Consider the following 12268-nt stretch of genomic DNA (forward strand, 5'->3'; position numbering starts at 1 on the left):
CTTTTCAGGGGGCCCGCTCTGAACCCGGCCCCTACTCCTGTGCATCGAGTCCGGCCTATACAGGCAGACCCGGGCTGTACATGGGATTGGGCATGGTGCCTGCTTTCGGCACCGGCGGCCGCGTATCCAGGTCCGTGTAGCCCAGGCGCAGGCGGTAGCCGTTGAGCGGGTAGCGTCCAAACTCCTGCCCCAGGAACCCTGTGGCTGCGAGGCGGGCAGCCTGCCCGGGGTGCGTGTCCGCGTATTCGGTGATAATTTTCCGGGTCAGGTTCCACAAGTCAGCGGAGGTCCCGGCCAATCCGCGGGAGTCCAGCAGGTCGCCCAGGGGTCCCCAAACACCAAGGAACAGCGCGTCCACGATGTACTGCCGCAGCACGTGCCAAGGCTTGCGCGGCAGGACCCGCACGGGCCCGTCCGGTTCCCAGGAACGCTCCGGCACAGGATCCGTGCTGACGCAGACGTCGTCGACGAGGTCTTTGATCACCAGCCGGCTCGGCATTCCCCCGGCGTCGCAAATGATCATCAGGTTCTCTCCGTGCGGGTTTACGCTGACTCCATAGGTGTGCAGGAGGTGCAGCAGGGGGCCCACGGTCACGGACACCAGCGCCTCCAGCCATTCCCGAAGATCCCGCCCGGAGAGCTCCGCCAGGGCCGCAACGGCGAGATCCCCCGCGGAGTCCTCATGCAGCACCATCGCCAGGGGCCACACCGTCTCGCCTTCACCCAGCGCGGGGTCCACCGGTTCCCGCCAAATGCAGCCCAGGGTCTCGTCCCACTGATACGGGATGCCCGGATAGTCCGCCAGGTGCGGGTGCCGGACAGTAACCGAGGCGACCTCGCCAAGCAGCACCGTGTGCCGGCCAAGAAACGCATCCGCGTCCCAGAGGGAGCGCATCCAGTGCGTGGTTACCGGCGCCGCGAGTGTGCAGTGCCGCGGAATGCCCCGGTACACAGACGTGTTGAGGATCTTCAAGGGCAGCTTGATCTGGAGCCTTCCGGGCGCGTCGATGTTCACCAGGGTCCGGATCGACTGTGTCGGCAGATACTCGTCCTCCGACTCTCCGAGGACGATGATCTGTCCGGACAGCATGCTGCCGGACCACAACTGCCGCACCACATGATCCACCTGCCAGGGATGTGCCGGCACCAGCACATAGCCGGAGGGGTCGGCCCCGCTGTCGCAAAGCACCGCCTTGAAGCGATCCTGCTCCACCGGTGCGAGTTCCCGGTCAAGCAGGTCCTGCTCCGACATCGACGGGACGGCGCGGAACTCCGCCAGGCGCCGTGAAACGGCCAGCCACACCGGGCGCAGCGGCTTGCGTGCCTCCGGGGCATACTGTTCGCAGTCGGACGCCGAGAATCCCAGCCGCCCTTTGTTGGCCACCAGCAAGGGGTGCCCGGTCAGGTGTCCTTCCATGCGGGCGTGCGGGAGGCGGACCAGTTCTTTTACAGGTACTCCTGCCGCCTCCAACCGCATATCGGCGGCAAGCGTCGCGGAGAGCTCGGCGAGGTAGTTTGCGACGGTGGTCCCGGTCAGTCCCAGGGCGCCCGCCGCGTCCACGACAAACCGTCCCGGGTCATCCGCCGGCTCGCTCTCGTCGTCGCCCAGCACTCCGCGGCTGACCCGGCGGGTGCTTCCGGGGTCAACGCTGTAGGCACCGAAACCCGTGCGGCTTGCGGTGAACAGGTAGGAAACCGTCTCGAGGTCGAGCCGGAACGGCATGGAGCTCGGCTCCCCTGCCAGGTCTGCAGATGGGCCGGGCTTGACGGGGTCGGCAAGCAGCAGCTCCTCGGAGAGCAGGGCCCCGATCAGCTTGGCCAGCAGTTTTGCGGATGGCAGGGTCACAACAGGACTCCTTCATTCATGTGGTGCGGGGACACGGCTTGCTGCAGGGACCCAGCTGCCTGGATGGACGCCGTTTCCTGGATGGACACGGCATTAGGTGCCGCAACAACAAGCAAGGCACTCTTGTCCGGAAGTTGCACGGTACCGGCGGCAGCGAAGCCGGCAGCCTCAAATGCCCGGTGGGACCTGGTATTCCGGGTGTCCGGTTCGGCCACCAGGCGCCCGCAGCCTTCCAGGATTGCGGGGGCGGCGTCCAGGACACTGCGGATCAGGTGTGTGCCCAGTCCCCGTCCGCGCGCGAGCTCGCCCAGGGCGAGGTGCATTCCGAGATCTGTCGGGCTGTGGGCGATGTGCCGGCCAAGGGTGTCGGTTGCCACCCTGTAGACCTCGACGTACCCCACCGTCTGCCCATCAGGCACGTTATCGGCAAGTGTCAGAGGCAGGCTGTCAGGATCCTGCACCAGACCGGCAATATAGGCAGCCCACTTCTCCGGCTCCCATGCCTGGTGCCACCACTGCTCCACATCCGGCTCGCCCATCAGGGTGGCGAGGTCCTGGGCGTCAGCAGGTGTGGCCTGCCGCAGGACCAGTCCTTCCAGCGGCACCTCCCGGCTCCACCTCAGCGCCGTCATGCACCCACCACCAGCGGGTTGGGCACGTCAAGGTAAACGGACTGCGCATCCAGCGGCGCCACCACCTCGTCAATGCCGGCGAGACGCGTGGCAAGATGTGCCTTGCAGGGCAGGGAGGCGGCCGTCAGCCACCGGTTCACCAGCCGCGGTCCGGCCGGGCCTGCTTCGGCAAGGTCCGGGAGCGCCGCCTGCAGCCTCTCCCGGACCACCGCCAGCAGCAGTCCCTCGTTTGCCATACCTTCCGCCGCCATTGCTCCAACCAAAGACAGTGTCTGGTTGTGCAGGAGGTAGTACGTGAGCCGGTCATCCACGATGGCGTCGTCAACAACGGCAAGGGTGCTGCTTTCCCCGCCGGTGCGGGCCAGGACGTCGCGGAGCCGGGAGGCGGCAAGATAGTAGCCCTGGTTGTCCCGGTAGGCGCCTCCGGTGATGCGGCCTTCAGAGTCCAGCCGGACGAGGGTGTTCTGCTGGTGTCCTTCAAGGCCGATGCCGGTGCCGGCGTACAGGCTGAGCATCGGCACGAGGACGCGGTCGACATAGCTGCCCAGCCATGCAAGGGGGTCCCCGCACCAGCGGGCCAGGAGGCTGGGTCCCCACGTGTCAGGGCCGGCTGGTGCCGAGGGGGCGATCAGTCCGGCCAGGCACACCATCCGGTCCACTGCCTCCGGTACCTCCCGAAGGGAAACGTCGAGCCCGGTCAGTGTTCCGCCGGTGGGGTCGGAAGGGTCGATGACGGCGGCCGAAGCAGGATCCCGAACGATGGTGAAGCCAGGGTCGCTGTGGGTGATGTAACCTGCATCGATCAGGCGGTTTACTTCGACGCCGCGCTTGAGTTCGGTAGCCGTGGCCTCCCGGACGGAGTTGGTGATCTTCAGGCCCAGCGACAGCTTCAGCATGACCGGGTGCTCGGGGTGGTAGAGGGTGCGAAGGCTCGAGGTGGCCCACCATTCATCCCCCAGCGGACCCAGCGGCCGGAGCAGTCCCGCAGCCATGAGTTCGCCGACCGCCCCGCGTTGCTGCACAGCCTCCGCCTGCCAGGGGTGTGCCGGGATCAGTACGTGGCCGGGAGCGGGGCGGTGTCCGGCGATGTCCGCCAGCAACTGGTGCACATCCTTTCCGCCCAGCGAAGGGGCACCTGCTGCCTGGACCTCGGTGACGACGGAACGGTCCGCTTCAAACCAGTGCATCTGGAACTGGCCGCCAAGCTCAGGTGAATATGCCTCGAGTTCCGCCGCGCTGAGGTTGTCCCTGCTTTTTGGAGCAGGGTGCTGGAGGTGGCCGAGGAGCAGGGACCGCTCCGCGGCCAGAAACAGCGGCCCGTCCAGGGACAGCGGCCCGTCCATGGGCCCGGACGCACGCTGGTCCCGTCCTGCAAAGATGCTGATGTTGCCGATGGACTCCCTGGTCCGCTGCAGCAACAGCGAACGTTCCTGCGGTTCTGCTCCAGTGGTCAGGAGGGCGAGCAGCTCCTCGGCGCCCACTTCCTGGCGGCTGCCGTCCGGGTGCACCACGGCCACGTCCGTGAAGCTGTGCAGGCCTGTCCGGGAGACATGCGTACAGCGGGCGCTCACGTTAAGCGCCGTGCCGGGGACAGCGGTGAAGATTCCGTCCGCGCCCACCGTCACGTTGCGCTCACGGACCCAGCAGCGCAGCACCGCGTCCACGTGGGCCGCGTCCGACAGGACCTGCAGATCGATGGCTGCTGACATGCTCATGCGCTTTCTCCGATCTGGGAGGCCGCCTGGCCGGGCGCCTGGGTCTGGAAGTGGGACTGGGACATGGAAAGCTCCATCTGCTCGGGTAGGTGTTGAATGTCATCCTGTTGGTGAACGGCGCCCGGTGCGCCGAAGTCCTGGAACGCGATGCTGCGTTCCACGGGGTAGGCCTCCCGTCCGGTGATCTCGCGCAGGATGCACGAATTCCGGTAGGCGGCCATGCCGAGGTCCGGCGTGACGAAGCCGTGGGTGTGCAGCTCCGCGTTTTGGACAAAGATCTCTCCGGGTTCGACGCCGGTGGAGTAGTTGCGCTGCACCGCGAACCTGCCGCTGTTGTCGCGGGAGATGCGGCGGTGGATTCCGGCGAGGAAAGCCGGCTCGCGGTAGGAGTAACCGGTGGCCAGCACCACCGCCTCGCTCTCGATGCTGTAGGGGGAGTCCTGTTCCTCGTGCCGCAGCTCCAGGGTGTGCGTTCCGGTTGCCGGATCCCACGCCGCACCCGTCAGGGCCGAATGGGTCAGCAGTCTGGTGTCGGTCAGGCCTGTGAGGCTCTTGGTGTACAGCAGGTCGTAGATGGCGTCGATGAGTTCGGAGTTGATGCCCTTGTACAGGTTCTTTTGGCTCCTGATCAGCCCGTCCCGCCGCTCCTGCGGGAGACTGTGGAAATAGTCCACGTAGTCCGGGGACGTCATTTCCAGCGTGAGCTTGGTGTACTCCAGCGGGAAGAAGCGGCCGGAGCGCGTGACCCAGTTCAGCTGGTACCCGTGCACGTCAATTTCCTGCAGCAGCTCGTAGTAGATCTCCGCGGCGCTCTGGCCGCTGCCGACGATCGTGATGCTCCGCTGCTGCTGGAGTTCGGCTTTCCGTGGCAGGTATTCAGCATTGTGCAGGACAAGCCCGCCGGCATCCATCACCCCAGCGCAAACGTCCGGAATGTACGGCGATGTTCCCGTGCCGAGCACCAGCCTGCGGGCAAGCACGATGTCAGGACCGTCCGGGCCGTCAACAGCGAGCCGGTACACGCCGTCGTCGTACGTTATCCCCCTGACGTCCGTGCCAAAACGCACGGAGTCCAGCTGCCCTGCCACCCACTGGCAGTACTGGTTGTACTCGGCGCGCAGCGGATAGAAGTTCTCGCGGATGTAAAACCGGTAGAGGCGCCCGGTCTGCTTGAGGAAGTTCAGGAAGGAAAAGCGCGACGTCGGATCCGCGAGCGTCACGAGGTCGGCCATAAAGGGTACCTGCAGGTGCGCGGGCTCCAGCAGCATGCCCGGATGCCAATCGAAGGACGGCCGCCGCTCAAGGAACACGGCGTCCACGCCCTCGATGGGCTCGGTCAGGGCAGCGAGCCCCAGGTTGAAGGGGCCTACGCCGATTCCGGCGAAGTCGTAGATGCGCCCGCTGCCCAAAGTATCAGGGGACGTGGAAGAAGGTGTGTTCACACCGCCACCTCCTGGCTCTTCAGCAGCCCTGCACCCGCTTCACGGAGCAGTTCGACAATTTGGCTGATGTCCTCCAGCGTGGCCTCGGCATTGAGGAGGGTGAATTTGAGGAAGTGGCGTCCGGCCACCTTGGTGCCTGCCACCACGGCCTCGCCCGAGGCAAAGACGTGGGCTCGGATGGCTGGGTTCACACAGTCGGCGGCGTCATCGGAAAGCCGGGTGCCGTCGTCGAGCAGCGGACGGTAGCGGAAGACAAGAGTGCTGAGCTGGGGTCCGGCAGCCAGTTCGAAATCCGGGTCCGCCGCCAGCAGGCCGCCCACCCGGGCGGCGAGATCAATGGCCTCGTCGAAAAGGGCACCGATGGCGTCAGCGCCCATAATCCGCAGCGTCAGCCACAGCTTGAGCGCATCAAAGCGGCGCGTGGTCTGAATGCTCTTGTCCACCTGGTTGGGAATGTCGGCACGTGCCGCGGCTTCCGGGTTCAGGTAGTCCGCGTAGTATGTCACGTGGCGAAGCATGGCCCCGTCCCGGACGAGCAAGGCGCTGGAGCTGACGGGCTGGAAGAACGTCTTATGGAAGTCGACCGTGACGGAATCCGCGAGCCCGATGCCTTTCAGAAGGTGACCGTAGCGGCCGGACACCATCAGTCCACCGCCATAGGCGGCATCCACATGGAACCAGGATCCGTAGGCGCGGGCCAGGGCGGACGCTTCGGCAAGCGGATCCACAGCGCCGAAGTCCGTGGTGCCGGCGGTTGCAACCACCGCCATGGGCACCAGACCGTTCCCGTTGGCGTCGGCCAAAGCCTCTGCCAGGGAGGCCGGGTCCATCCTGTGGTCGCTGCCGCATCGGACGGGGACCACGGCGTCATAGCCGAGTCCCAGCATTGACGCGGATTTCCTGATGCTGAAGTGGCTGTCCTCCGACGTGAAGATTCGCAGCTTGTCCAGCAGTGCCGGGAGCCTCAGCCCTGCCGCCGCCGGGTGCTGCCGCAGGGTGGCCACGGCATGGTTACGCGCAATCAGGAGTGCCTGGAAGTTCGACTGGCTTCCCCCGGAGGTGAAGACGCCGTCAGCGTCGGTGCCGAGTTCCAGCCGCTGCGCCGTCCATGCAATGAGGCGCCGTTCGATCATGGTGCCGCCGGCGCTTTGGTCCCAGGTGTCCATGGACGAGTTGACCGCGGAGAGGATGGTCTCCCCCACGAGCGCCGGAATCACGACCGGACAGTTCAGGTGGGCGGCGTATTTGGGATCGTGGAAGTAGATGGCGTCGCGCAGGTACACGTCTTCGAGCTCCTCCAGCGCCGCCGCTGTATCCGGCAGTGGCTGTGCCAGGTCGACCTCCCCGATGCGGCGCTTCATCTCCGCGGGCCCGACTCCAGTGAACGGCCGCGCGGTCCGCTCGAGTTTGGTGGCAACGGCGTTGACCCCCTGCAGCACCTGCGCCACGTATCGGGGTGCGTTCCGGGAATTCAAGAGGTGGTTGCTGGCGGACAAGGCCAGCTCTACACGGGATCCAAAATCGGGATACGCCTGTTCCTGTTGGCCCTTGTCCCCGGCTGTTTGATCACCGGCATCTTCTTCAGCGGGTATCTCCTGCGCTGGTCTCTCACGGACAGGGGGCTGCAGCGTCACAGTGGTCATCCTCTTTCTCGGGCTTGCAAAACTCTTAGAGCAAGGCAAGCCTTACTTAGGGGCACCTTTTAGTCAAACTTTTGTGATGTATTCTCTGAAATCCGCGCGTTTTCGGGGTTTTTGTGTTTCCCGTGGACGTCATTGACTTTGTTCGGCTGCTGGCAGAGGGACATAATGCCTCCCCACGCAACCACCCTGCGCCCGCCCTCGTGGCTCACGGGTCGTGGCCGGGCGGAGGCATGCGGGAGTAGAGTTCGAGCAGAGTCCCGACCAGCCGTTTTCATGCAGCGTTCAGCAAGCCAGTGTGCCGGAGAGCAAGCCCGGCCACGGCGGAAAGCAGGGGAGTATGTCCGACGCAGGCGCTGACCCGCTGAGCTTCCGCGAAATCGATGCGCGGGGCAACCCGACCCGCTACGGCCGGGCCGACGTCGGGCCTGGCCTTGGTACCAACGGCCCCGGAAACCCGGCTGGATCCGCAGCCGGGAGTTTGACCCCTGCAGGTCTGGAGAGCTCGGGCCAGGCGGCCCGAATACCGATCAACCCGTTTATCGTGGCACTCTGGGCGGTCGCAGCAGGCCTGATTCTGTCCGCCTTCGGGGCGTTCACCGTTGCCCAGGAGATGCTCAATACGCCGGGCACAGCCGACTCAACACCCACCGGTTACATGTGGATGACGTTCGCGCCCTTCCTCTTGTTTGCAGGGCTGCTGGGCATCATGGGGCTGCTCTTCTGGCATGCGGGCCAGTGGCGCCGCAACCACGAAAGGAAGGTTCCGCCGTCATAATCTCCTTCGGCCTGACGGTCCCCTCGCCCCCTGGCGGGCAGGGAATGCGCCAGCCCTGCGGGGGCAGGCATGATGCCGCCCCCAGGGGAACGGCTAGCGTGCCGGCACTTCCTGGCCCGCGGGCCCGGCAGGCCCATGGTCTTCGGGCTGCGCCGCTGAATCCCCGGCCAGTTGGCCCTCCCCTGTTGTCCGCCGCAACTGCAACTCCTCTGCGACCTGCGCGTACCAGGAATGGGCGCCGAACGCGGGGTTGGGTGTATCAAGGTGGCGGTACAGGGCATCGGCCAGTTCAGCCAGGGACCGCTCGGGCAGAGCAGCGACGGCCACGGCCGGGTCGACGGTTTCCGTCAGGTACCGGGCAAGATCTTCCTCGTTCACGCGGTGCTCCTCACGTCGGCGAGTCCGGCAGGATGGCCCGTGGACGCATGCTGGGCGCGGAGCATCAGGGGGAGCAGTAAGGGGAAGTTCGCCTGGGCGGCGAGGCAGCCACCGGCTTCAACGGTGACGCAGCCGGGATCCAGATCGAGCTGAACGAGGACACGCAGTTTATGATTCACAGCATTCTCCAAGAGAAAGTCCGCAAGCCAACTGCATAGCCCGAGACGATCGTACGGAAATGTCGGAGGGCTCACAAGTCAGGTTCCCAGGAGCTTAGGCGCTGCCTCCTCGGGCCAATCGATGCACTGGTTGTACACATCATGCTTTCGGAGGTATCGCGCCGTGAACGGGCAGTGCGGAATGATCCGCTTTCCTGCGGCAACCACATCGTCCAGTGCGAAGTGCACCAGCACGTTGGCGAGGCCTTGGCCTTGGAATTCTGCCGCCGTTTCGGTATGGATGAAGTCAACATGGCCGGGCTTGTCCATGAACCGGATATGCACCGCAAGCTTTCCCCCAACGTGCAGCTCATAGCGGTGGAGCTTATCGTTCCGGAAGGTGGTGACATCCGGGGTGAATTGGTCCTCGGTGGATACCGTGTTCTCCGTCATGGTTCGACATTGGCACTTAATGGGTTTACTGGCAATGCTTCCTTTGTCCTGGCCGGGACGCGGCCCAGCAGCAGGACCGCCAAGGCGAAGCAGGCGGCACCGCCGCCCAGCAGGGGCAGCGTGAGGCCATTGACCGCAGCGTCCGCCACAGGGATGAACACGACGACGGCAGCCGCCACCACGGCGGCGGGGTGCCGGCCGCGTGAGTGGACTGCCGCCGTCGGCCGTTCCTCCAGCCGCCCGAACAGGGCGATGACGGGCAGGAGCAGTGCGGCGACAGCGAGGATCACCAGCGGCCGGGACCACCACCAGGCGGTGGTGGCGGAAGCCGGCTTGGGGAAGTCCGTGAGCAGCAGCAGGCCAGTCATCGCAGCGAGCAGGGGCAGGTGCCAGAGGTAGATCGTCATGGCGTGGCGTCCCACAAGCGCCACCACACTCCGGACCCGGGTGATCGAGGCAACCCGGTCGAGCGTCGGGCGGAAGAGCTGGAGCGCTGCGGCCTGTGAAACGCCGAGGAGCAACAGGCAGAAATTGGGCGGGTTGAGGTTGACCAGCATATTGTCGCGGTAGAGGCGCAGGCCGGTGAGGACGAGCAGGAGCAGGTTGCTGGCCGCGATCAGCCCCACGAACCACGAGATGCTCCGCCGCGCGGGAAACCCGTCGGCCATGAAGAAGCCGAGCTGCTGCACTGCGCACCACAGGAAGAGCATGTTGACGTAGGCCAGCAGCGGCATGGCGCCGCGCAGACAGTCGACGGCTACCACCAGCGCTGCAAGTGTACCGAGCGTAGTCCACGGCGCGCGCCGATGAAGCCGGGCCAGCAGCGGGATGTTCAATTGCGCGGCCAGGTAAGCGGCGAGGAACCAGAGCGGCATGCCGGCGCCTGTGGCCATGAGCCCCACCACCTGCGGGTCGACCCCTAGGAGCAAGGCGCACCACAGCCCGACGAACATCACCGCGAGCAGCGCCGACGCCGGCTGGATGAGTCGAAGCAGCCGCACCCGGGCGAACTCATAGCCGTTTCCTCCGCGGGCCTGCATACGGCGCCATGACTGCAGGCCGGTAATGCCGCCCACCACGAAGAACAGCGGCATCACCATGAAAATCCAGATGACCAGTTCGAACCAGTCCTGTTCGGCCAGGGTGTTTTCCGTGGTCACCTTGCCATCGGGGTGGAGCACGGGGCTGGCCATCATCGAATGCCCCACCACCACCAGTGCAAGGCAGACGAAACGTGCCAAGTCTATGGTCAGGTCGCGTTCCGGTCCTGGCGCGCCATCCCCCGCCCCGGGCCGCTGCGGTGAACACTCCATGGCGCCCCCTACGAACGCTAAAGTCGCTGCTACGTCCATTTTGCGCCATGGGGGCCAGCATGTGGATGGCTCCAGCTGTGAGCGTCAGCGGGTAAGCATCACCAGCGCCGAGGCAGCAAAATCTTTGGCGGATTCATTCCAGGAGGCCAGCAGGCCCTGGAGGTTCTCGCCGTCGGCACGGTGCACGGCAGTCTCCGCCTCCAGCATGGACAGGACTCCGGTGCGCAGCTCAGTGTTGAAGTTGACCTTGCCAACATTCATGGCTGGAGCCTTGACCAACTCCTCCCCCGGAATGCCGGACGCCCCGTGGAGCACCAGCGGGATGTGTGTGCGAACGGCAATATCCTGCAATACGTCCCACCGGAGTTCAGGCTTGCCCGTGTACCGGCCGTGCACGTTGCCCACCGCGACCGCGAGCAGCTGCGCCCCGGTCCGCGCCACGAAGTCTTCCACCTGGGCAGAATCGGTAAGGCCGGCGGAATCGTTTCCGACGGCCTCATCTTTAGCTCCTGCCCCGAAGGCACGGTCTTCGTCTCCGGCAAGGCCGCCAAGTTCCGCTTCAAGCACAACGTCGGCCCTCCCCCGGGCGGTCAGCTCCGCACGAACCTGGCGAACCAGGGCGACGTTGTCCTCGTAGGCCAGCGAGGACCCGTCTGCCAGGACGGAGTCGGCACCGGCTGCAACGGCAGCCAGGATGACAGCAAGGTCGGAGGCGTGGTCCAGCTGCACCGACACAGGTACGGCAGCGGCATCAGCCAGGCCCCTGAGTGCCGTGATCAGCCTTAGCCCGTTCGTCGTGGCGGCGGTCTTTGGGGCGACGAGCAGGATGACGCCGCGGCCTTCTTCCTCCGCCGCGCTGACAACGGCCATGGCCGTGGTGAAGTCGTAGCAGGTGAAGGCCGGCACGGCCGAGCCCTGCTGGAGGGCGGAACCGACAATATCGTCCAGCCGCGCGCGCACTAGCCCGCCGTCCGCTTGGTGGGGGCCACGACCTTGATAACGGCGGAATCGTCGGCGGCGGCGAGGCCGTGGGCCTGGCCGAGCAGGTAGAGCTGCTCTGCCGCGGCGGCAACAGGGGTTGCGAGGCCGGCGGAGCGGGTGGCCTTGCCCACGATCCCCATGTCCTTGACGAAGATGTCAAGGCGGCTGAGCACCTCGGCACCGTCCTCGGTGTAGGCCTCCAGGATGCGCGGGCCACGGTTGGAAAGCATGAAGGATCCCGCGGCGCCTGCTTCGAGGGCGGCGAGGGTCTTCGCCTGGTCCAGGCCGAGGGCATCGGCGAGTGCCATGGCCTCGGCGGCGGCCGCGATGTGGATGCCACACAGCAGCTGGTTTACGGTTTTCAGCGCCTGGCCGTCCCCCGGCTTGTCCCCTACAACGGTCAGGGTGGAAGCGAGCAGTTCCAGGACGGGGCGGGCGGATTCGAGGGCGGTCGGCTCTGCGCCGACCACGATCAGCAGGTCGCCTTCGCCGGCGCGCTTCGGGCCGCCGGAGAGCGGCGCGTCAATGAGGGAGACTCCCGCTTCGGCCAGCCGCGCAACGGTAGCGGGAATGGCTTCCGTGCCCACCGTGCTCGTGAGGATGACCACGGCGCCCTGCTTAAGGACGGGGGCAACGCCGTTTTCACCGAAGAGGACGTCGTTGAGCTGTTCGGTATTCCGGACCGCCAGCAGCAGGGCGTCCGTGCCTTCCGTAGCCTCTTGGGCCGAGCCGAAGGTGCGGATTCCGGCGTCTTCAGCGAGGCGCAGGCGGGGTTCGGCGATGTCGAAGCCGTGGACGGTGAGCTGGGTGGCCAGGCGCGTGGCCATCGGCAGGCCCATGGCGCCGAGGCCAAGGACGGTGACGGTGTAATTCGAGGGCATGGTGTTCTCCATTGAAGTGGCGTTGTACGTGTTCCGCTGGTTGGCCCGGAC

Annotated in this window: 12 protein-coding genes; 1 reads left to right on the forward strand and 11 read right to left on the reverse strand. The window is 65.9% G+C overall.

Annotation, left to right across the window (positions count from 1 at the left end):
- Positions 1–55 precede the first annotated feature (55 nt).
- The 5 genes from M1E01_RS17490 to M1E01_RS17510 are packed head-to-tail and all read right to left on the reverse strand — an operon-like array spanning position 56 to position 7137.
- Complete coding sequence (locus tag M1E01_RS17490; RefSeq protein WP_457972789.1) at positions 56–1846, reverse strand: IucA/IucC family protein; 1791 nt, start codon at positions 1844–1846, stop codon at positions 56–58.
- Complete coding sequence (locus M1E01_RS17495; RefSeq protein ID WP_457972790.1) at positions 1843–2478, reverse strand: GNAT family N-acetyltransferase; 636 nt, start codon at positions 2476–2478, stop codon at positions 1843–1845. The genes M1E01_RS17490 and M1E01_RS17495 overlap by 4 nt, the downstream gene beginning before the upstream one ends.
- Positions 2475–4193: an IucA/IucC family protein gene (locus M1E01_RS17500; RefSeq protein WP_457972791.1), complete on the reverse strand. Its 1719-nt coding sequence runs from the start codon at positions 4191–4193 to the stop codon at positions 2475–2477. Before M1E01_RS17500 ends, M1E01_RS17495 begins: the two co-directional genes overlap by 4 nt.
- On the reverse strand, positions 4190–5635 hold the full coding sequence (locus M1E01_RS17505; protein ID WP_457972792.1) for a lysine N(6)-hydroxylase/L-ornithine N(5)-oxygenase family protein: 1446 nt from the start codon (positions 5633–5635) through the stop codon (positions 4190–4192). Before M1E01_RS17505 ends, M1E01_RS17500 begins: the two co-directional genes overlap by 4 nt.
- On the reverse strand, positions 5632–7137 hold the full coding sequence (locus tag M1E01_RS17510; protein WP_457975011.1) for a pyridoxal phosphate-dependent decarboxylase family protein: 1506 nt from the start codon (positions 7135–7137) through the stop codon (positions 5632–5634). The genes M1E01_RS17505 and M1E01_RS17510 overlap by 4 nt, the downstream gene beginning before the upstream one ends.
- Before the next feature lie 478 nt (positions 7138–7615).
- Between M1E01_RS17510 and M1E01_RS17515 the strand changes: the two genes are divergently transcribed.
- Complete coding sequence (locus M1E01_RS17515) at positions 7616–8053, forward strand: hypothetical protein (protein ID WP_457972793.1); 438 nt, start codon at positions 7616–7618, stop codon at positions 8051–8053.
- Positions 8054–8146: 93 nt separating this feature from the next.
- Here M1E01_RS17515 and M1E01_RS17520 read toward each other — a convergent pair whose 3' ends face one another.
- The 6 genes from M1E01_RS17520 to M1E01_RS17545 all read right to left on the reverse strand — a co-directional run bounded on the left by M1E01_RS17520 (position 8147) and on the right by M1E01_RS17545 (position 12217).
- On the reverse strand, positions 8147–8431 hold the full coding sequence (locus tag M1E01_RS17520) for a hypothetical protein (RefSeq protein ID WP_457972794.1): 285 nt from the start codon (positions 8429–8431) through the stop codon (positions 8147–8149).
- Entirely contained in the window at positions 8428–8610 is a 183-nt protein-coding gene (locus M1E01_RS17525) for a hypothetical protein (protein WP_457972795.1), read from the reverse strand. The genes M1E01_RS17520 and M1E01_RS17525 overlap by 4 nt, the downstream gene beginning before the upstream one ends.
- 78 nt (positions 8611–8688) lie before the next feature.
- A complete protein-coding gene (locus M1E01_RS17530; RefSeq protein WP_457972796.1) occupies positions 8689–9042 on the reverse strand; it encodes a GNAT family N-acetyltransferase in 354 nt (117 codons plus the stop codon).
- Positions 9039–10355 (reverse strand): acyltransferase family protein, encoded by a 1317-nt coding sequence (locus M1E01_RS17535; protein ID WP_457972797.1) that lies wholly within the window; start codon positions 10353–10355, stop codon positions 9039–9041. Before M1E01_RS17535 ends, M1E01_RS17530 begins: the two co-directional genes overlap by 4 nt.
- Before the next feature lie 84 nt (positions 10356–10439).
- Complete coding sequence (locus tag M1E01_RS17540; protein ID WP_457972798.1) at positions 10440–11315, reverse strand: class II fructose-bisphosphate aldolase; 876 nt, start codon at positions 11313–11315, stop codon at positions 10440–10442.
- Entirely contained in the window at positions 11315–12217 is a 903-nt protein-coding gene (locus M1E01_RS17545) for an NAD(P)-dependent oxidoreductase (RefSeq protein ID WP_457972799.1), read from the reverse strand. Before M1E01_RS17545 ends, M1E01_RS17540 begins: the two co-directional genes overlap by 1 nt.
- Between the last annotated feature and the right edge of the window lie 51 nt (positions 12218–12268).

Source organism: Arthrobacter sp. D1-17 (assembly GCF_054130535.1).

Bases quoted from the DNA above. Each gene is read 5' to 3' on its own strand.
- M1E01_RS17535 (WP_457972797.1), bottom strand. From the start codon at position 10,355: ATGGAGTGTTCACCGCAGCGGCCCGGGGCGGGGGATGGCGCGCCAGGA.
- M1E01_RS17545 (WP_457972799.1), bottom strand. From the start codon at position 12,217: ATGCCCTCGAATTACACCGTCACCGTCCTTGGCCTCGGCGCCATGGGC.
- M1E01_RS17515 (WP_457972793.1), top strand. From the start codon at position 7,616: ATGTCCGACGCAGGCGCTGACCCGCTGAGCTTCCGCGAAATCGATGCG.
- M1E01_RS17495 (WP_457972790.1), bottom strand. From the start codon at position 2,478: ATGACGGCGCTGAGGTGGAGCCGGGAGGTGCCGCTGGAAGGACTGGTC.
- M1E01_RS17530 (WP_457972796.1), bottom strand. From the start codon at position 9,042: ATGACGGAGAACACGGTATCCACCGAGGACCAATTCACCCCGGATGTC.
- M1E01_RS17500 (WP_457972791.1), bottom strand. From the start codon at position 4,193: ATGAGCATGTCAGCAGCCATCGATCTGCAGGTCCTGTCGGACGCGGCC.